Source organism: Sphingobium sp. TomMM35A, assembly GCF_054771735.1.
On record NZ_BSRC01000001.1, the window covers coordinates 1,757,613 to 1,777,265 of the forward strand.

A 19,653-nucleotide genomic window follows, 5' to 3' on the forward strand; every position below is an offset into this window, starting at 1 on the left:
TTCATCAACCTTTCAGATCGCCCAATTATTATAGATAGTCTCGAGCAAGTCTTTCTGGCGGACCGCTACTACTTCTGGTGTCCACTCCTTCTGCGTCAATACTTGGCTGGTTAATGCATATGACGATACATTCTTGGTGCCTGAAAAGTAGATATCGCACTTCGGGCCAAATTCGTAATTCTGCGCCGATGAATTCTTCTTCTTGTTAAGCGGAACCAGGTTGGCGAGCCGATGCACCCACACCTTGCGCTCGGCGGCGTCGGGCCACCATTCTTTCCATTCGCTGTTTGCAGGCACGGTCTGCGGCAGAACGTGTTCGATCGTCAGAATGGACGGGTCGTAAGTGGCGGCACCATCCGAAATGAAGGAATCGAGCCGTAGAAGCAAATAATTGCGTCGGCGAGGAGTAAGTTCGTAGATGTTTCCGTCGAGCGCCTCGCGAAAGTCTTCGACGTTTTCATCGGTGAACTGGAATGTTTCCATCTCATCGGGTTCCACGCCAGACTGGATATCACCGATAAGGTCTGCATAGACCTCAATCCGATCATTCACATTCCACCTGCAAATGTGCATGAAAGCGGCTAATCGCTCTAGGAGTTCAAAGAAGCGCGCAACCCGCTTAGGCTTGTTACGCTGCTCCTTAAGATAAAGCATCGCCGGCGGTATCCAGTCAGAGTTGTCAATCCGCTGAAGCCACCTGATATAGTAATTTACGGTTTCGGCGTGTGATGTCGCCGAAAAGGAGGCATTACGAATTGCATCCAGCGCATCCGAGAATGGCTCTAGAACTTCATCAATGAAGATTTTAGGATCGGGATTTTTTGGCAAGACGTGCGTTCTAAACTCCTCTAGCAAAATCCGCTTAGCTTTCTCCTTGGCGTAGATCATGCGGAGATAGGTGAAAAGGTCGCGAAAGCCTTCTCGCGTGAGTTCAACCTCCATTTCTTCCCACTTGTCGTTGTAGAGCTGACGGTCGCTCTCGCTCTTCAACTTACCGATCGTGTCTGCCTTGATAATGTCAGTTGGCTGGAGATCGAGGCCGCGGCTGTTCATGACCGAAAATACTCTAAAGGCCGACTCCTGGCTCGCCGTTGAGACGGCGACGAGGTAACAGCGCGTCAGAAGGAACGTCACAAACGCGCGCAGCTTCTCCTGCGTCGGAAGGGCTTCGGCAACGGCCTGAACAAAATGCCTTGCGTTGTCACGGATATTAACTTGCGACTCGTTCTCTAGCGAAGAGGAGTCAAGATCGATCAGGGCATTTAACTGTAGATTTTGGATGTATTTTGAAAAGAACGCTTTGTCGCGCTCTCGCAGCGACAAACGAGGTTTCGGCAAGATGCCTTCCATCTTCTTGCCCGGCTCCAAGATGTAAGGGCGAATCTCCTCACTGTCCTCGCCGTCGTTCGCCGAAGCCATTGCGGCGAGCAGGATGGTAAGTGTCGTCAGGCGCTGTTGCCCGTCAATCACCTGCGAATAGGCGCTCTCTTCGGATTTGATTAGCACGATGCTGCCGAGAAAATAGCCCTCCTCTTGCTCGGCTTGGAAGAAAGCGATTAGGTCATCGAAAAGCTCACCGGCCTGATCGGGGGTCCAAGCGTAGGGGCGCTGGTACGAGGGGATGACATACTCGAAATCAGACGAGAAAATCTTGGAAAGAGGATATTCAGCACCACTGATCTTCTTCGACACGATCGGCCCCCGTTGCCCATTGAAGAGGTTAGCTCGGTCGGCTGTACAGGCACTGCGATCAGGCGCAACCAACTTTTAGCGATGCTCGCGGGGATCGACGCTTCTGAGTCCATACCTTGCCTGAGCGGCTGCCTTCTAAATAATCGACGGCGCCTTTCGCGTGCTGGTCGAGGCCATCAACATAAGGGTAGTTATCAAACTTCTCGGCCATAAGCAGCTAGCTATGAGCCGAATAAGGACAGTGAAATAGCTCGGACACCTTGAGTCATCTTCGCGCGCTGCGTGGGGGTTCTGCCCGGTATCCGCATGTGAGAATTCATAGTGACGGCGCATTCATCCTTCGGCTAGGAACAAGCCAAAGGGGATTGTCCAAGTGTCTGAAACCGTTGACCGTTTGAAGCAGTTTGTCGAATACGCACAACCGCTCGGTGACGAGAAGGGTGAAGCCCAAGTTTTCTGCGACCGCTTGTTTCAAGCCTTTGGACACAAAGGCTACAAAGAAGCTGGGGCAAGCCTTGAATTCCGAGTAACCAAAACAGGCGGAAAAGGTAAGAAATTTGCCGACCTGATGTGGAAGCCGCACGTTTTGATCGAGATGAAAAGTGCGGGGGAAAAGCTCCATCTGCATTATCAGCAAGCATTCGATTACTGGATCGAGGCGGTCCCGAACCGCCCCAGATACGTTGTACTGTGCAATTTCAAGGAATTTTGGATTTATGATTTCGACAAGCAGCTAGGCGAGCCCGTCGACAAGGTATTTCTTGATGAACTACCACAACGATATCCAGCCCTTAACTTTCTGTTTCCGAATAATCCTAAGCCGATCTTTGGAAACGACCGTGAAAAAGTCTCCCGCGATGCGGCTGACAAAATGGCCGAATTGTTCCGTGGGTTGGTTAAGCATCCAGCCAAGCCAGTCCCACGCGAACAGGCGCAAAGGTTCGTTCTTCAACTTCTAATCGCTATGTTCGCCGAAGACATCGATTTGATGCCCGCAGCAACGATCCAGGGCATTTATGACGATTGCGTCGAACGGGAGCAATCGCCCTATGATCTGTTTGGCGGCCTCTTCCGTCAGATGAACGATCCTAACGCTGCCGCGGCCGGCCGCTTTAAGGGCGTACGGTATTTCAACGGCGGGCTATTCGCTAAAGTTGAGCCGATAGAGCTGGATCGATTCCAGCTTGATCTCATAGGCAAAGATAAGGAAGGGGCTGCAACAAAGGACTGGTCGAAGGTTAATCCGGCAATCTTTGGAACCTTGTTTCAAGATAGCATGGACAAGGCGCAGCGCCACGCTTTCGGCGCGCATTACACGGCTGAGGCAGATATACAACGTATCGTAGGCCCCGTGATCGTTCGGCCGTGGCTTGAACGAATAGAGGCGGCTAAAACAATGAAGCAGTTGCTGGAACTCAGGGGAGCGCTATCCCAATTTCGGGTTCTCGATCCGGCATGCGGTAGTGGAAACTTTCTTTATATTGCCTACCGAGAGATGACACGCTTAGATCTTCGAATTTTGCAACGTTTGAAGGACGAATTTTCAGCTGCAGAGTTCTCGAAGCAAGCAAAGACAGTCAGTATCATCAGTCCAAAGCAGTTTTTCGGTATAGAACTTGATGCATTTGGGGTTGAACTCGCGAAAGTCACTCTCATGCTTGCAAAAAAGCTTGCACTTGACGAAGCGCGGGAGACCATTGGTGCTATGCAGGGTGAGCTAGGTCTTGAGGATCAAGCTCTACCGTTAGATAACTTAGACGATAATATTCAACAGAACGATGCGCTATTTGTTGATTGGCCGGAGGTTGACGCCATAATCGGCAATCCTCCATATCAGAGCAAAAACAAGCTACAAGCAGAGGCTGAGGCCGGCTACACGCACGCTCTACGTGAGCGTTATCCGAATATCGACGGCCGCGCTGATTACTGCTGTTACTGGTTCCGAAGGGCACACGACCATCTGAAAGATGGCCAGCGTGCTGGTTTGGTCGGAACCAATACAGTGCGCCAAAACTACAGTCGGGAAGCCAGTTTAGATTACATTGTAGGACACGGCGGCACGATCACCGAAGCAATGTCCAGCATGCCCTGGCCGGGAGATGCCGACCTTCACGTTTCCATCGTCAACTGGGTAAAGGGTCGCGAGGTGGGTCCCAAGCGCCTTTTCATTCAAGTGGGTGAGAAAGGCAAAGCGGAAGAGCGCGCCGAGGCCGTCGAGCGAATCGGGTCTGCACTATCGTTCAATCATGACGTGACAAAGGCCAAGCCTCTAAGAGCTAACCAGCTTGCGGGCTGCTATCAGGGGCAAACACATGGACATAAGGGCTTCTTGCTCAAGGCAGATACGGCTCGGAGTGCCCTTGCTGGAGATAACACAGGCAAGCTTAGCAAGGTATTGCGACCGTATTTGATTGCAAATGAGCTGCTGAGCCAGAAAGTCATTTCACCAAAGCGGTATGTCATTGATTTTCAAGGCATGGATGTACTTGAAGCGGAAGAATTCGCTGTGCCATTCAAGCGACTGCGGGACACCGTGCTCCCTGATCGCCAGAAGTCCGCGGCGAAAGAGCAAGAGCGAAATGATTCTGCACTTGCGATCAATCCTAAAGCTAGGCTCAGGACCCATTGATTGGCTGAGGGCGATGTGATTCAGGCTCCGCGAGGAGACTGAGCATGAGCGACCTGTATTGGCTGACGGACGAGCAGATGGCGCGTCTTTCGCCCTATTTTCCCAAGAGCCACGGCAAGCCCCGGGTCGATGACCGGCGCGTGCTGAGCGGGATCATCTTCGTCAACCGCAACGGGCTGCGCTGGCGTGATGCGCCCAGGGAATACGGTCCGCACAAGACGCTCTACAACCGCTGGAAACGGTGGGGCGAGATGGGCGTGTTTGGCCGGATGATGGAGGGGCTGTCTGCCCAGAGAGCCGATCCCCAGACCGTCATGATCGATGCTACCTATCTCAAGGCCCACCGCACGGCTTCCAGCCTTGGGGTAAAAAAGGGGGCCTCGGCCGCCTGATCGGGCGGACCAAGGGCGGCATGAATACCAAGCTTCACGCCGTCACCGATGCCAACGGCCGCCCTTTGAGCTTCTTCATCACGGCAGGACAAATCAGCGATTACACCGGCGCGGCAGCCCTGCTCGATGATCTACCCAAGGCGCAGTGGATGCTGGCTGACCGGGGCTATGACGCCGAATGGTTCAGGGATGCGCTCGAACAAAAGGGCATCACGCCTTGCATTCCGGGCCGGAAATCCCGTTCTTTTCCCGTCAAATACGACAAGCGCCGATACAAACGCCGAAACCGCATCGAGATCATGTTTGGTCGCCTGAAAGACTGGCGCCGTGTGGCAACCCGCTACGACCGCTGCCCAACCGTCTTCTTCTCCGCCCTCGCTCTCGCAGCCACCGTGCTCTTCTGGCTGTGATCAACGAGTCCTGAGCCTAGGGTCATCCCCGTAGCGATTAGGTCCGTCCGTCCCTTCCAAGCACATCAAGATCAGGACGATGATCGCACCGAGATATGGGACAAGATTAAGCAACACCCACCAGCCGGGCTTATCCTGATCGTGAAGGCGTCGGACCTGGACCGCCAACGCCGGAAGGAATAGACCGATGGCAATCAGGCCAGCCATCCCCAGGGAAACCATGCCGGTGAAGGCGTTGTCTTCCCGTAGAGCGGATTCAAACATGATGTACAGAATGGCGTAGATTACTGCCACTCCAAGGGTGAACATCCAGTATTCCCGGCGTCCAGATCGCCCTGTGAAGTTGGCATAGTTTTGCAGCGGCAGGATCATCCATCGCAGGTGAGTTTCGAATTCCCCCAGATCAACGTCACCCACCAGCCGCTTTTTGATGGCCGTCGAATCGAAGGTATTTGCCGCTCTGGGCGGCGGGGGAGCAAGAATGGCCTGCTTATGTTGCTCAAACTCCTCCAAGGTCAGGGCACCCTTATCCCGAAGCTCGGTCAGCTTCTCCAGCCGAGCGATTTGTGAAGATGTGATCATGGACGACCTCAGCTGTTCCAGACCGCTTCCACGAACGCCCGGCAAGCTGTCCGGCCACTCAGTATATTTCGGCCAACCGAGACACGAACGGCTTGCTCATCGATCGGCTTGATTGCGCGGCCCCTCACCTTCGCCTCTTCTTCCACCCGTGCGATGACGATAGACCGGCAGGCTGTCAGAAGGGCACCAGCCTCTGGGATAAACTGATAGCGAGAGTAACGCAGATCGACGGTGAAGCCACTGGCAGTATTCTTGATGTCGAACTTCGCGTTCTTGTCACCGCCAGCTGTCAAAGGCTTCGAGACATCGGCGGGCGTGGTGCAGGCAGAAAGGATCGCCAGGCACAGTGCGGGCATGATTTTCTTCATGAGTTTTCCATTTGCATGAGGTGATGGAGCCGAACCCACCGGGCACGGCTGAACAGGCAGCATCGCTATTGCTGTTGATGTTTCACTGCTCGCCCCCTCACACTTGGAAGAGCGACCTTCGGCTTCAACCTCGTGTCACCCCTATGTACCTCTTGGAGCGACGGCCTAAGCCGGATGTTAGGAACCTGATCAGAGAGCAGGCGCATGCGCCTTTACCGTTACCGGCTGGACATGCGCGCATGCCACCCGGCCTCCGTATTCTGGCGACCGAGTTCTCTGAAAAGGGGTTCCTACGCCCCACCCTCCGGCTTTCACGGAAGGCAGAGCTTTTCTGGCGGGATTAGAGCAGCTTCGCAATAGGCGTTTGATTTCGCCTGTTCATATAAGATGCTGATTTTTCCGCGTTGTGAAATGTGCGGGATTGCCCCCCGATTGCTGCTATTGCCTTGATATGGAGTGTCTTCTACAAAGCTTCTGCTTCCGAGCTACTCGTTCTGGCTTGGCCCCATTGGGGTGCGGGGGATGAACCGGGTGGCGAGCGCGTTGCCACTGGCATCGCGTGGCATGTCGAGGCTTCGGCAAACGTGTTTGTCGGGGTACGCTGTGACGGACGCCCGCACGCCCCGGCGACGATGTGTGAGGCTGGTATTCCGTCTAGTACGGCTCGCCTAACAGCCTCCGAACTTAAGTCTCCGCCGGAGCGCAGCGCCGCGCAACGGGTTGACATCCCCAAAAAGCTGCTAAGCTGGTGGGGGGTAATTCTTTGCAGGGACGCGGAAGCCGGATGGCGGAAATGAGCTGGTATCTGAACATGCTCGGTTCTGTCATTGTGCTGATTGCTCTGGTTCTGGCTTGGCCCCATTGGGGTGCGGGGGATGAACCGGGTGGCGAGCGCGTTGCCACTGGCATCGCGTGGCATGTCGAGGCTTCGGCAAACGTGTTTGTCGGGGTACGCCCGTTGGCCGGGGGAGATTTTTGTTGGCGAGACCCCAAGCTAGCGCGCACCATGAATTGACGCCTTACGTCCGATCCGGTGCTGTATTGCTCCGCGCGTGGCATGCAATCCGACGGAACGCGGAAACATCTAAGACAAAATCCACGAGGGACGAGGCCCAGGCTTTCGGCCGAGATTTACCGGCCAACCTGCGCAAGCTGCAAAAGCGGCTGCATGAGGGATATGCATTCGACAAAGCTTATGCCGCAACTCCGCCGAAAGGTAACGGCAAGGCGGGTATACGACCTATTTTGGTGGCACCCCTTCCAGATCGCATCGTTCAACGGGCAATCCTAGATGTCTTGCAAACGGCTAAGTCAATGGTTGGGATACAAGACATACTAAGCACACCAACATCGATCGGCGGAATTCCAGGCCGTGGCGTAGACTCAGCGATTGCCATGTTCGATGAGCACGTAGCCAACGGAAAATGCCACCTTGCTGGATCGGACATCGCCAGCTTCTTCACTAAAATACCCAAGCCGCAGGTTGTCGAGTTTGTACGCCGAGAGGGCGCAGACAGCGAGTTCGTCGATCTGTTCGAACGGGCATTGACTGTCGAATTATCGAATGCCGCCGATCTGCCTCCAGAGGATCTTTCTCTATTTCCCACTGATGAACTAGGGGTAGCACAGGGATGCCCGCTTTCCGCGTTGGCCGGAAACATCGTCCTTCGTGACTTCGACAAAGAACTGAACGCCGCCGATCGCGGTCTGGTTTGTATCCGCTACATTGACGATTTTCTCGTGCTTGGGCGGCGTCGGCTGAATGTCGAAAAAGGTATGGAGAAAGCGCGGAGGATGCTGGAACAGCTGGGGATGGGAATCTATGATCCGGCGCTGCACCCTCGCAAGGCGTTTGCGGGCCACGTCTCAGAAGGCCACGACTTTTTGGGTTACAAACTGATCCCTGGCAAATATCGACCAAGCGACGCAGCGCAGGAGCGGCTCCGCGACTCCATCGATCGACTGATACATTCAGGACAGGCAACTATCGAGAAGGTTAAGAAGGGTAGGCGTTTAACGGCTTACGACAAGACATTTTCAGAAACTTTGGTTGCCATTGATCGAACAACAATGGGGTGGAAAAGTTCGTTTCAAAGCGCAACCTGCCCCACTACGTTCGAAAGCCTGGACCAATGGATCGCTAGAAGAGTGCGCGATTTTGAGCAGTTCTTAAATTGCTCCACGCCTCTGGGAAGCAGCTTGCGCGTTCAAGCGCTCGGTATCGCGCGAATGGGTAGTTCTGCATGACCGGGCTGAAGGTGCGCTGGCGTCATTTCGCCGAATCATAAGCCCAAAGCGCTTCCCAGTGAGAACCCACGGCGGACCCATCTCAAAGCGCTTTCAGTAGGGAAAGACCGGCCGATAAGGCCAATGCGATGGTGCCGCTTACGTGACTCGAACACGTGACCCCATCATTACGAATGATGTGCTCTACCAACTGAGCTAAAGCGGCGTTGGGTGGGCCAGATAACAGCGGTTGGTGCGCAGGACAAGCGGGCATTGCATCTTCGCGCATCATCTTTGCAGACATGCTCCTTCGCCGCTCCCTCATCGGCCGCCGCCTTCTTCACGGCATGTTTACCATCCCATGGCAATGTCGAGTCTCAGGAAAGCTTTTCTTCTGGGTTAGGACCAGCCGGATGGACACTCTGCGGGGGCAGGAAATCTCCAGCGATCAGGATGATTTCGACTATGCCGACAATGGCGCGATCGAACCGCCGAGCGAGGTCGGCTCCGATGAGCGGCGCATGCAGGTGCGTGCCTATAATTATTGGGCGTCCCTGCTTGGGGACCGCGCGCTTCCTTCGATCGAGGATTTGTCACCCGATCAGCTGGAGGATTTTGGCCCGAACAGCGTGCTTCTCGATTTCAGCACCGGGCTAGACAATCCCGCCGTCGTCTATCTCGGCACCGCGCTCCGCCGGGAGTGCGAGGTCACCGGGTCGATCCAGTTCATCAACGACGTCCCGTCGCGCTCGCTGCTGTCACGCCTGACGGATCATTATCTGCAGATCATCGCCAACGCCGCGCCGATCGGGTTCGAGGCAGGGTTCGTCAATCAGCGGGGCGCCGAGATACTCTATCGCGGCATCCTCATGCCCTTCTCCTCGGATGGCGAGACGATTGATTTCGTCTTCGGCGTCATCAGCTGGAAGGAACTGGCGAGCCAGGCCTTCGCTGACGAGTTAGGCCGCGAGGTCGATGCCGCCCTGCGCAGCAGCGCCGCGCCGCATGCGGTCGCGCCGATCTGGGCCGACGGTCCTGCGGCGGGCGAGGATGAAGACACGCTCGACCTGTCCGGCATGGAAAGCCCGGGCCAGGACGCGCCGCTTGCCGACTGGCTCGCCCTCGCCCGCGATGGGGCGGAGCAGGCCCGCACCAGCGAAGCCCGCACCCACAGCGCCCTCTACCGCGCCATCGGCCTTGCCTATGACTTCGCGCTGATGAGCGAGGCGTCGCCGGCAGATTATGCGGAGATGCTGGCCGACGCCGGTATCAAAGCCCAGGCCCGCAGCCCGCTTACCGCCGTGGTGAAGCTGGTCTTCGGCTCCACCTATGACAAGACCCGCATCACCGAATATGCGACCGCGCTTGAGCATGCGAAGAGCGCGGGGCTCGGCCTCGGCGCGCTTGGCGACTATCTCGGCGCATATCCCGGCGGCCTCAAGGCCCTGATCCGCGACGAACGCGCCCAGCGCCGCGCCGTCCTGCCCGCCGCAAAGGATCCGCGCCAAACCGCCCGCGCCGCGATGAAGGCGGCTGCGCCCCTCGATCCCATCGCGATCCCAACTGATGAAGACGGCCTCGCCGTCGTCGTCGCCCGGCGGGAAGCGGACGGCAGCCTCGCCATCGTTGGCGCGCTGCCCGACGGATTGGACCTTGGCCAGCGAGTCATCGTCGCCGCGGCAGCATAAGGCCGGATCATTTTATTTCGGCCAAATGTAATTTTCTTACCATTCCGGTTGAGCCGCTCCAAACCCTGGCGCATAACCTAAGGCCAGCCGGAGAGTCGCGCGGCAACGTTCCAGCGCCTTCTCCGTTCAGGCAAAGCGGCAACAGCCGCAGCGGGAAGAGGGTTACGCATGACGGCATTGTCCGAGCCGAAGTCCGGCCAGGTAGACGCATCGATCCGCAAGGCACTTGAGGCCGCGCTGGAACGGGGCGCGCTCCCGGGCGAGAGCGACGATTTCGGTCATGACGCGGCGACCGCCGCCGCCACCTTCCTCGCCCGCGCCGCTGACGTCCGCAGGTCCGGCCAGCTCGCCATCGCCATCGAAACGCTGGGCGAAGGCGCAACCGGGCGCTACATGCGCATCGCGATCGTCAATGACGACATGCCGTTCCTGGTGGATTCGATCGCCAACGCGCTCGCCGCCCATGACATCACCATCTACCGCCTGCTGCACCCGGTCCTGTCGGTCGATCGCGCGGACGGCGGCAGGCTCGGCGCCATCCTGGACGACGAAGCCCCCGGCGCCCGCCGCGAATCCATGATCTATATCGAAGCGGACCGCGTCGATGCGAAGGGCCGCCGCGCACTGGAAAAGGCGCTGCGCGATACGCTGGCCGATGTCCGCATCGCCGTCGCCGACTGGCCGCGGATGCGCGAAGCCATGAGCCGGGATGCAGACGCGATCCCCGATGGCGAAGGCGCGGCGCTGCTCCGCTGGTTCCTTGCCCGCCATTTCACCCAGACCGGGCATGAAGTCCGCCATCGTGACGGCCGGGCAGACGATCGGCTCGGTATATGTTCGCTCGGCGACGCGCCGCTGCTGTCGCCCGCCTCGCTTGAAGCAGCCTTCACCTGGTTCGAGGAAGGCCGCCGCAACCCGCTCATCATCAAATCGAACATCTTGTCGCGCGTCCACCGCGCCGTTCTGCTCGACCTCATCATCGTGCCGGCGCGCGAAGGGAAACAGGTCGTCGCCCTGTCCATCCATGCCGGCATGTGGACCAGCGCGGCGCTGTCCGCCAGCCCCGACAAGGTGCCGCTGCTCCGCTCCGCCCTGTCGGCGCTGATGGACAAGTTCGGCTTCGATCCGGGTGGCCATGCGGGCAAGGTGCTGGTCCACGCGCTCACTGCCCTGCCGCATGACATATTGATCGGCTTCGATCATGAAACGCTGGAACGGCTGGCGCTCACCTTCATGTCGCTGACCGATCGTCCGCGTCCAAAACTGGCGCTCGGCACCAGCGCGCTTGCCCGGCATCTCTATGCCTTCGCCTGGCTGCCGCGTGACGAACTCAGCACAGCCCGCCGCCTGGCGGTGCAGGACATGCTTTCGCAGGCCGCCAACGCGCCGGTGCTCAGCTGGTCGATCGCGCTTGAAGAAAGCGGACTCGCGCTCTTACGCATCACCCTCGACCTGCGCGATGGCGGCGTCGTGCCCGACGAAGCCCCGCTCGACCGGCAATTGAAGCAGATGGTGCGCGGCTGGGTCCCCGCCGTCGAGGAAGCTCTCGCCGATACCGAAGAGCCGGGCCGCGCTGCTGCGCTCGCCCAACGCTATGCGCCCGGCTTTCCCATGGCGTACCGCAATGGTGCTGGCCCTTCCGAAGCGGCGATCGACATTCGCCTGCTCCACGGCCTGGGCGGTCCCGGCGACAAGTCGATCCGCATCTACCGCAATGGCGAGGATAGACCCGAACAACTGCGCCTGAAGCTTTACAGCCACGATGTCATCGCGCTGTCCGAAGTCGTCCCGGCTTTCGAGAATTTCGGCTTCCGCGTGATCGACGAAATGACGACGGCGGTCGATGGTGGCGCGCAGGGCCATGTGCAGCGCTTCGTTCTGGAACTCCCGCCGGGCGGCAGCGGCGACGCGGTCGTCGCCCGCGCCTCGGTCGTCACGGAAGCCATCGCCCAGGTGCTGGAGGGCCGGGCTGAAAATGACCGCTTCAATGAGTTGATCGTAACGGCGGGCCTCGCGCCGCACGCCGTCGTGCTCTTCCGCGCGCTGTTCCGCTACCTCCGCCAGACCGGCATGGCCTATGGCATGGCGACCTTTGCCGAAACGCTGCGGCGGGAACAGGACATCGCCCGCCAACTCGTCACCCTGTTCGAGGCCCTGCATGATCCGGCCGTGAAGGATGGTCCCGCCCGCGCCGAACAGGCGCAGGCGGCGATCACCGCTGGCCTTGAAAAGGTCAGCGCCATCGACGAGGACCGGGTACTGCGCCTGCTGCGCGCCGTCATCACCGCGACGCTGCGCACCAATTTCTTCAGCGAAGCCGCCGCCGAAGCGCTCGCCTTCAAGCTCGACTGTGCGCAAGTGCCTGGCCTTCCCGCTCCCCTTCCCTGGCGCGAAATCTGGGTCTACTCCCCCCGCGTCGAGGGCATTCACCTGCGCGCGGGGCCGATCGCCCGTGGCGGCCTGCGCTGGTCGGACCGGCGCGACGACTTCCGTACGGAAATCCTTGGTCTCATGAAGGCGCAGCGGGTGAAGAATGCCGTCATCGTGCCCACCGGCGCAAAGGGCGGCTTCTATCCCAAGCAGCTTCCCAATCCGCAAGTCGATCGCGACGCCTGGATGGCGGAAGGCACCGAAAGCTACCGCATCTTCATCCGCGCGCTGCTGTCCGTCACCGACAATATCGTGAAGGGCAAGGTCCGCCATCCTGCTCGGGTCGTCATCCATGACGGCGACGATCCTTATTTCGTCGTCGCGGCGGACAAGGGCACGGCGACCTTCAGCGACGTCGCCAACGCCATCGCGCTCGACCATGATTTCTGGCTGGGGGATGCTTTCGCCAGCGGCGGATCGCACGGCTATGATCACAAGGCGATGGGCATCACCGCGCGCGGCGCCTGGATCAGCGTTCGGCGGCATTTTGCCGAAATGGGCATCGATGTGCAAAGCGAGCCCGTCACCGTCGTCGGCTGTGGCGACATGTCGGGCGACGTGTTCGGCAACGGCATGCTGCTGTCGAAGTCGATCCGGCTGCTCGCCGCTTTCGACCATCGCCACATCTTCCTCGATCCCGATCCCGACCCGGCGAAAAGCTGGGAGGAGCGTAACCGCCTGTTCCAGCTGCCCCGGTCGAGTTGGGACGATTATGACAAGTCGCTGATCTCAAAGGGCGGCGGAGTCTTCCCGCGCACCCTGAAAAGCATCACTCTGACGCCTCAGGTTCAGGCGATCCTCGGCGTCACGGATACGGAGATGGAGCCAACCGCCCTCATTGGCGCGATCCTCAAAAGCCCTGCGGACCTTCTATGGTTTGGCGGCATCGGCACCTATGTGAAGGCGGCGGCGCAGAGCCATGGCGAAGTCGGCGATCCCGCCAATGATCGCCTGCGCGTCAATGCAGAGGAATTGCGCGTCAAGGTCGTCGGTGAAGGGGCCAATCTCGGCGTCACCCAGGCGGCCCGCATCGCCTTCTCGCTGCGTGCCGGGCGCATCAACACAGACTTCATCGACAATTCGGCGGGCGTCGATTGCTCGGACAATGAAGTGAACATCAAGATCGCGCTGAACAAGGAGATGGCCGAAGGCCGCCTGACGTTCGACGCGCGCAACAAGCTGCTAGAAAGCATGACCGACGCCGTGGCCGACATCGTGCTGGAAGATAACCGGCTCCAGGTGCTTGGCCTTTCCATCGCCGAAAGCGGGGGCGCGGCCGACCTTGCCAGCTATGTCCGGCTGATCGAAACATTCGAGGAAAGCGGCCGCCTCGACCGGCAGGTCGAAGGGCTCGCCGCGAACGATGTGCTGCTCCGGCGTGGGCAGGACGGCCTAGGCCTTACCCGCCCCGAACTCGCCGTGCTCCTGTCCACCGCCAAGCTCGCGCTTCAGGATTCGATCGAACAGGGGCAACTCGCCCTTGATCCCAGCATGGGGCCTGAACTTGCCGCCGCCTTCCCCCCTGCCATGCAGAAGAAGGAAGGGGATGCGATCGCGGCGCATACGCTCGCCAGGGAGATTGTCGCGACAAAGGTCGCCAACCGCATCGTCAACCGGCTCGGCCTCATCCACCCTTTTGAACTGGCCGAAGAGGAAGGCTGCTCGCTGGCCGACCTCGCCAGCGCCTTCCTGATCGCAGAGCGGCTCTATGACATCGGCACCCTCTGGGCCGATATCGACGCCACCGCCATGTCGGAGAGCGCCCGCCTCGCGCTGTTCGCCGATGTCGCCATCGGCGTACGCACACAGATCGCCGACATATTGCGCAGTCTGCCCGCAGGAACACTGCCCGGCGCAGGTCACGCGCTGCTTGCCAAGGGCGTCGAAAAGCTCGCGCGGGAGGTTGACGGCCTCCTCACCAGCGAAGCCTTGCGCCGCACCAATGCCGTTGTCGATCGCCTGGCCACCCTCGGCGCGCCGGAGGATCTCGTGCGCCGCACCGCCGGTCTCTTCAAGCTCGATGGCGCGGTCGGCATCGCCGCCCTTGCCGGGCAGTTGAAGGTCGACGAAGTCGCGCTCACCCGCGCCTTCACCCATTTGGGCGAAGCGGTCGGCATCGACTGGGTCCAATCGACCGCCGCCCGCATGTCGCCCAGCGACCCGTGGGAAAGGCTGCTCATTTCCGGCGTCGCCCGCGACATGCAGCAGGTCCGGCTCGACTTCCTCGAACAGGGCGGCAAGAAGAACGGCAAGGACATCATAGCCCATGTCGATGCATGGCTCGCCGAAAAACAGCCCCGCATCACCCAGTTCCGCGCCCTTGTCCAACGCGCCAAGGCCGCAGCTGCCCCCAACGTCGCCATGCTCGCCGAAATAGCGGGCCAGGCACGGGGGCTGCTGGGCCGCTAAACCTCGTTCACCCATCTTCGCCCTCTCTCCCGCCTTACCTCGTCATCCCAGCGAAAGCTGGGATCTCGTGCCTCTTGGTGCCCCATCACCGTCACCGTCATCCAGCGACCCGAACGGCGGCGTAAGCCAACGCCGGGATATCATGCCCAAAGCTCGTCACCCCGGACCTGATCCGGGGTCCCGCTTCCTCTCCAACTCTAAACCCCAATAACCAACCCAAAAACTCGCACCAACCCATACACTTTAATACAATTTACCCTCTCTCCCCGTTTGCAATTGCGAGTCGTTCGCGTTATCCGGTCCACCTCATCATCAGGACCGATCCATCCCATGCATGCCCCCGTTCACCTTCAGCAGCAGAAGAAAAAGAAGAAGACCTTCTGGCTGAAGCAGCTGCACAGCTGGCATTGGATCAGTTCCGCGATCAGCCTCATCGGCCTCCTGCTCTTCGCCTTCACCGGCATCACGCTCAACCATGCCGCCGACGTCGAAGGATCGCCGCAGACCGTGGAAAAGTCCGCGACCCTGCCCGCCCCGCTCCTGAAGCAGGTGGCTCCGGACAACCAGGCCGACAGCAAAAAGCCCCTCCCCGCGCCTGTCGCCGCCTGGGTCGAAAAGGAAATCGGCGCTCGCGCTGCGGGGGATGCGGAATGGTCCGCCGACGAGATCTACCTTGCCCTCCCCCGCCCCGGCGGCGACGGCTGGGTCTCGATCGACCGGCAAAGCGGCGCTGTGACCAGCGAAAGCACCAGCCGCGGCTGGATCAGCTATCTCAATGACCTCCACAAGGGCCGCAACACCGGCACTGCCTGGAAATGGTTCATCGACATCTTCGCCGTCGCTTGTTTCGTCTTCGCAATGACCGGCCTTCTCCTCCTCCAGCTCCACGCTGCCAAGCGCCCGAGCACCTGGCCCCTGGTAGGAGCAGGCCTCATTATCCCAACGCTTTTAATTCTTCTCTTCCTTCATTAATTCAGGGGACCAGCAGCCAATGCAAAGCCGCTACAAACTCATTCTTGGCAGCAGCGCCGCCTTCGGCGCGGCCGCCATCCCCGCCACCGCCCAGACGCTGAATGTCAACGTCGCTATCCCGCGCCTCTCCGTCGCCGAATATCACCGCCCCTACGTCGCCATCTGGCTGGAAAAGGAAGGCGCCACCCCGCGCACCCTGTCGGTCTGGTATGATGTCGACAAGGCAAAGGGCGAAGGCACCAAATGGCTCCGCGACATCCGCCAATGGTGGCGCGTCTCCGGACGGTCGCTCAAAGTTCCCGCCGACGGCATCACCGGCGCCACACGCGCTCCGGGTGACCAAAAGGTCGCCTTCACCGCGGGCAAAGGCCCGCTCGGCCAACTCACACCCGGCAACTACACGCTCGTCGTAGAGGCCGCCCGCGAAGTCGGCGGCCGCGAACTGCTCCGCTTGCCATTCACCTGGCCGGCAAAGCCCGGCACTGTGGTCCGCGCAAAGGGCAATAACGAATTGGGGCAGGTCAGCCTCAGCGTCAGCAAATAAGGGGATTCCGATGAAAGCCAAATATCTGATCGCAGCGACCCTCACTGCGTTGATGGCCACAAGCGCCCACGCGCACCGCCAGTGGATGTTGCCGTCCTCGACCACCTTGTCCGGCACGGACAGCTGGGTCACTGTCGACGCTGCGGTATCGAACGACCTCTTTTACTTCGAACATATGCCGATGCGCACCGATGCCGTCGCAGTGACGCAGCCCGATGGATCGGCTGGCAAGATCGAAAACGCCGCGACTGGCAAATATCGCTCCACCTTCGATGTTCACCTGACGCAGCCCGGCACGTATCGCGTCGCCAGCGTCTCGACGGGCATCATGGGCAGCTACACCTTGAACGGTGAGGTGAAGCGCCTGCCCCGCGGCACAACCAAGGACAAGCTGTCGGCGGCCATCCCGGCGGGAGCCACCAATGTCCAGACAGTCGAGGCTTCCAACCGCAACGAGATTTTCCTCACGCTGGGAGCGCCTACCACTACGATATTCAAGCCGACCGGCGTTGGCATAGAATTGGTGCCCGTCACCCATCCGAACGATTTGGTCGCAGGCGAGGCGGCGACCTTCCAGTTCCTCGTCGATGGGAAGCCCGCTGCAGACCTTAAGGTAACAGTGATCCCCGGCGGCATCCGTTACCGTGACACGTTGGGCCAGCAGGATCTGGTCACCGGCAAGGACGGAAAAGTTTCGATCAACTGGCCACAGCCTGGCATGTACTGGTTGAATGCCTCAGTAGGCGGAAATCGCGAAGGTGGCGAAGGCGCACAGGCGGCATCGCCCGCCACTCCGGCACCGCGCCGCGCCTCCTATGTCACCACCTTGGAAGTGCTGGCCCCCTGACCGGCATTCGCGTCGCCATCCCTGACATTCCGCCTCCACAGCCTCCTTCGGCTCAGCGGGATGGAACGGGGTACATTACAGAGCTTTCCGGGCCGACCATGGGCACAAGCTGGTCGGCCCGGATTGTCGATGCTCCGCCGGGCTGCCTAAGCGCGATCGAAGACGTTCTCGCGCGCATCATAGCGCAGATGAGCAACTGGGAAGCAGATTCCGACATCAGCCGCTTCAACGCATTGCCGATCGGGGCTTGGACGACGCTGCCGTCAGACATGATGACGGTTCTCACGGCCGGATTGGCTATGGCGCGATTGTCCGGCGGTGCGTTCGACCCGGCCCTCGGACAGATGGTTGAACGGTGGGGTTTCGGCCCCTCAGGCATCACAGGCCCTGAGATAGTGCCTGCTCATCTCGCACCATGGACCATGATCGAGATCGCCGATCAGAGCGCTCGCCGCCTGGCTGACGTGAAGCTGGACTTCTCTGGAATAGCCAAGGGTTTTGCAGTCGACGCGGTGGCAGAAGCCCTCCGCGATCTAGGCGCCCGGCATTTTCTGGTCGAGATCGGGGGGGAACTGCGCGGCGAAGGATTTAAGCCCCATCACCAGCCCTGGTGGGTCGATGTCGAGGCGCCGCCGCGTCTCTCAGTGCCCATTCTCCGCATCGCCTTGTGCGGCCTTTCTGTAGCTACGTCAGGCGACTATGTTCGTTTCCGCGCAGAGAACGAGACGCATTTGTCTCACAGCATCGACCCGTCAACTGGCAGGCCGATCGGCAATAATGTCGCGTCTGTCACGGCCTTGCACGAAAGCGCTATGCTGGCTGACGCTTGGGCAACTGCGATCACGATTTTGGGGCATGAGCGTGGCATGGCATTGGCGACGCGTCATGATGTCGCCGCCCGCCTCATTCTCCGCGCGTGCGATGGCGCCACGGAGTATATGACGCCTGCCCTGGCTTCGATGCTTGATTAGCCAAGCCACTTCATGCGTCTGCCCATCGCCGCAGCAGATTGTGATAGACGCCCGTCAACCGGATCACTTGGGCATTGTCATGGCCAAGATCGACGGCGAGAGCCTGTATGCTGCTGTCCAAGTCAAACATCATCTGACGCGCCGAATCGTCCCGGACCATCGACTGTATCCAGAAGAAGCTAGCGGTTCGCCGCCCGCGCGTAACCGCCTCCACGCGATGAAGCGACGACGAAGGGTACAAAACCGCATGCCCTGCCGGGAGCTTCACCTGCTGCACGCCGAAATTCGTCTCGATAGTCAATTCGCCGCCATCATAGCTGTGCGGGTCTTCCAGGAAGACCGTGATCGATAGGTCCGACCTGACCGTGAAGCCGGTCCCCGCCTGCACCCGCACGGCGTTATCCACATGAACGCCAAACGCCTGCCCGCCTTCATAGCTGTTGAACAGCGGGGGGAATATCTTGAGTGGCAATGCAGCAGCGATAAAAAGCGGCGAGCGCCCCAACGCCTCCAAGATGATCTGCCCCGCCTGCTGAGCTTCATGCGCATCTTCGGGCAATTGCATGTTGCGCTTGGCGAGCGCCGATTGATGGCCCGACGTCACATTGCCGTCGATCCACTGCGCTTGCCCAATCAGCGCGCGTGTGCGCTCCACGTGTGCAGCATCGAGCAGGTCGGGAATGACGGTGAGCATATCGAAAACTCTGTTGAACAGTTCTGGGGTCAGGCGCCTTCGGTGCGCAGGACGAAGGGAATTTCCACCAAGCCCTTTACTTTGACGGGCTGCCCATCGCGGATTGTCGGTTTCCAGCGCCATGTCCGAACTGCGTCACGCGCAGCCGCATCCAGGCGTGAAAAGCCGCTGCTCTGGGCAATGGTCAGGCTCTCGACCGCGCCATCGATCCCCAAGGTCAAGGCCAACAACACCGTCCCCTGCTCGCGCTTGCGGCGGCTCTCGATCGGATAGCGAGGTGGCTTGCCAGACACCATCTGCGTCGCGAGATCCCCACCTTGCACGGTGCTGGGCGCAGCCGGAGCAGATGAGACGACGGTAGCCGGAGCGGGGCCGATGACAGGGACCACGGGAGCCCGGACGGGTGTCGGCTCAGGTGTCGTGGCGATCGGCACCGGCGGCATCGGGACGTGCACCAGAGGCGGCGGAGCTACCACTTGCGGTGCTGAAGGTGGTGGTGGTGGAGTGTCATCGGCGGGCGGGGGCGGAGGCGGCATCAGGTTAACGACGGAAAGGCGGGTCTCCCGCACGCGCTGAGCATGTTGCCGCGCCTGCATCAGGACGAAAATGAGAATGCCATGTACGAGAATGATGAGCAAAACAGCAGGAAGATTGATCGACCGCCGCTCGCCGTAGCGGGGTCCCGGAACCGCCGTAACCTCATCTAGCCTAGTACGTGGGAGAAGATGGGGAGCATCCGACGGGAAAGTAGCGGGTGCGATATCATCTGCAATGAACCGTTCGGCCGCACCAAGCATGC

15 protein-coding genes and 1 tRNA gene are annotated in these 19,653 nt (G+C 59.8%); 10 read left to right on the top strand and 6 right to left on the bottom strand.

Features of this window, described 5'->3' with window-relative positions; genetic code table 11:
• Nucleotides 1-12: 12 nt before the first annotated feature.
• Nucleotides 13-1,692, bottom strand: coding sequence for a DUF262 domain-containing protein (locus ACYU8T_RS08680; protein WP_461159134.1), 1,680 nt, complete (start codon nt 1,690-1,692; stop codon nt 13-15).
• A gap of 373 nt (nt 1,693-2,065) precedes the next feature.
• Here ACYU8T_RS08680 and ACYU8T_RS08685 point away from each other — a divergent pair, with 373 nt between their 5' ends.
• Both ACYU8T_RS08685 and ACYU8T_RS08690 read left to right on the top strand, forming a co-directional pair.
• Complete coding sequence (locus ACYU8T_RS08685) at nt 2,066-4,321, top strand: DNA methyltransferase (RefSeq protein ID WP_461159135.1); 2,256 nt, start codon at nt 2,066-2,068, stop codon at nt 4,319-4,321.
• 44 nt (nt 4,322-4,365) lie between these two features.
• A protein-coding gene (locus ACYU8T_RS08690; RefSeq protein ID WP_461159136.1) for an IS5 family transposase occupies nt 4,366-5,123 on the top strand; the annotation gives its coding sequence in 2 pieces (ribosomal slippage) (nt 4,366-4,687 and nt 4,687-5,123; 759 coding nt in all).
• Here the strand turns inward: ACYU8T_RS08690 and ACYU8T_RS08695 are convergent.
• Together ACYU8T_RS08695 and ACYU8T_RS08700 are read right to left on the bottom strand one after the other, a co-directional pair.
• Nucleotides 5,124-5,705: a DUF805 domain-containing protein gene (locus ACYU8T_RS08695; RefSeq protein ID WP_461159137.1), complete on the bottom strand. Its 582-nt coding sequence runs from the start codon at nt 5,703-5,705 to the stop codon at nt 5,124-5,126. It lies immediately after the preceding gene.
• Between the two features lie 8 nt (nt 5,706-5,713).
• Nucleotides 5,714-6,073, bottom strand: a complete 360-nt coding sequence (locus ACYU8T_RS08700; RefSeq protein ID WP_461159138.1) for a hypothetical protein — start codon at nt 6,071-6,073, stop codon at nt 5,714-5,716.
• A 784-nt stretch (nt 6,074-6,857) separates the two neighbouring features.
• Between ACYU8T_RS08700 and ACYU8T_RS08705 the strand changes: the two genes are divergently transcribed.
• Entirely contained in the window at nt 6,858-7,088 is a 231-nt protein-coding gene (locus ACYU8T_RS08705) for a hypothetical protein (RefSeq protein ID WP_461159818.1), read from the top strand.
• Entirely contained in the window at nt 6,986-8,320 is a 1,335-nt protein-coding gene (locus ACYU8T_RS08710; RefSeq protein ID WP_461159139.1) for a reverse transcriptase domain-containing protein, read from the top strand. Before ACYU8T_RS08705 ends, ACYU8T_RS08710 begins: the two co-directional genes overlap by 103 nt.
• Nucleotides 8,321-8,449: 129 nt before the next feature.
• Here ACYU8T_RS08710 and ACYU8T_RS08715 read toward each other — a convergent pair.
• Nucleotides 8,450-8,525, bottom strand: a tRNA-Thr gene (locus ACYU8T_RS08715).
• A gap of 187 nt (nt 8,526-8,712) precedes the next feature.
• Here ACYU8T_RS08715 and ACYU8T_RS08720 point away from each other — a divergent pair.
• From ACYU8T_RS08720 to ACYU8T_RS08745, 6 genes are all read left to right on the top strand, one after another.
• A complete protein-coding gene (locus ACYU8T_RS08720) occupies nt 8,713-9,987 on the top strand; it encodes a PAS domain-containing protein (protein ID WP_461159140.1) in 1,275 nt (424 codons plus the stop codon).
• Nucleotides 9,988-10,155: 168 nt separating this feature from the next.
• Nucleotides 10,156-14,826, top strand: a complete 4,671-nt coding sequence (locus ACYU8T_RS08725) for an NAD-glutamate dehydrogenase (RefSeq protein ID WP_461159141.1) — start codon at nt 10,156-10,158, stop codon at nt 14,824-14,826.
• A gap of 330 nt (nt 14,827-15,156) precedes the next feature.
• Complete coding sequence (locus tag ACYU8T_RS08730) at nt 15,157-15,798, top strand: PepSY-associated TM helix domain-containing protein (RefSeq protein WP_461159142.1); 642 nt, start codon at nt 15,157-15,159, stop codon at nt 15,796-15,798.
• A 19-nt stretch (nt 15,799-15,817) separates the two neighbouring features.
• Nucleotides 15,818-16,342 carry a DUF2271 domain-containing protein gene (locus tag ACYU8T_RS08735; RefSeq protein ID WP_461159143.1) on the top strand — a complete coding sequence of 175 codons (525 nt, stop codon included), beginning with the start codon at nt 15,818-15,820 and terminating at the stop codon, nt 16,340-16,342.
• 10 nt (nt 16,343-16,352) lie between these two features.
• Nucleotides 16,353-17,189 carry a DUF4198 domain-containing protein gene (locus tag ACYU8T_RS08740; protein WP_247230369.1) on the top strand — a complete coding sequence of 279 codons (837 nt, stop codon included), beginning with the start codon at nt 16,353-16,355 and terminating at the stop codon, nt 17,187-17,189.
• Nucleotides 17,190-17,287: 98 nt separating this feature from the next.
• On the top strand, nt 17,288-18,160 hold the full coding sequence (locus tag ACYU8T_RS08745) for an FAD:protein FMN transferase (protein ID WP_461159144.1): 873 nt from the start codon (nt 17,288-17,290) through the stop codon (nt 18,158-18,160).
• A 10-nt stretch (nt 18,161-18,170) separates the two neighbouring features.
• On the opposite strand, the gene ACYU8T_RS08750 is transcribed toward ACYU8T_RS08745, so the two are convergent.
• Nucleotides 18,171-18,854 (bottom strand): Fe2+-dependent dioxygenase, encoded by a 684-nt coding sequence (locus tag ACYU8T_RS08750; protein ID WP_461159145.1) that lies wholly within the window; start codon nt 18,852-18,854, stop codon nt 18,171-18,173.
• 29 nt (nt 18,855-18,883) lie between these two features.
• Entirely contained in the window at nt 18,884-19,651 is a 768-nt protein-coding gene (locus tag ACYU8T_RS08755) for an energy transducer TonB (RefSeq protein ID WP_461159146.1), read from the bottom strand.
• Nucleotides 19,652-19,653 lie beyond the last annotated feature (2 nt).

What these genes read in the sequence shown, in the direction of transcription:
- ACYU8T_RS08695 (WP_461159137.1), bottom strand. Translation starts at nt 5,705, where the DNA reads ATGATCACATCTTCACAAATCGCTCGGCTGGAGAAGCTGACCGAGCTT.
- ACYU8T_RS08700 (WP_461159138.1), bottom strand. Translation starts at nt 6,073, where the DNA reads ATGAAGAAAATCATGCCCGCACTGTGCCTGGCGATCCTTTCTGCCTGC.
- ACYU8T_RS08705 (WP_461159818.1), top strand. Translation starts at nt 6,858, where the DNA reads ATGGCGGAAATGAGCTGGTATCTGAACATGCTCGGTTCTGTCATTGTG.
- ACYU8T_RS08720 (WP_461159140.1), top strand. Translation starts at nt 8,713, where the DNA reads ATGGACACTCTGCGGGGGCAGGAAATCTCCAGCGATCAGGATGATTTC.
- ACYU8T_RS08725 (WP_461159141.1), top strand. Translation starts at nt 10,156, where the DNA reads ATGACGGCATTGTCCGAGCCGAAGTCCGGCCAGGTAGACGCATCGATC.
- ACYU8T_RS08730 (WP_461159142.1), top strand. Translation starts at nt 15,157, where the DNA reads ATGCATGCCCCCGTTCACCTTCAGCAGCAGAAGAAAAAGAAGAAGACC.
- ACYU8T_RS08735 (WP_461159143.1), top strand. Translation starts at nt 15,818, where the DNA reads ATGCAAAGCCGCTACAAACTCATTCTTGGCAGCAGCGCCGCCTTCGGC.
- ACYU8T_RS08740 (WP_247230369.1), top strand. Translation starts at nt 16,353, where the DNA reads ATGAAAGCCAAATATCTGATCGCAGCGACCCTCACTGCGTTGATGGCC.
- ACYU8T_RS08745 (WP_461159144.1), top strand. Translation starts at nt 17,288, where the DNA reads ATGGGCACAAGCTGGTCGGCCCGGATTGTCGATGCTCCGCCGGGCTGC.
- ACYU8T_RS08750 (WP_461159145.1), bottom strand. Translation starts at nt 18,854, where the DNA reads ATGCTCACCGTCATTCCCGACCTGCTCGATGCTGCACACGTGGAGCGC.
- ACYU8T_RS08755 (WP_461159146.1), bottom strand. Translation starts at nt 19,651, where the DNA reads ATGCTTGGTGCGGCCGAACGGTTCATTGCAGATGATATCGCACCCGCT.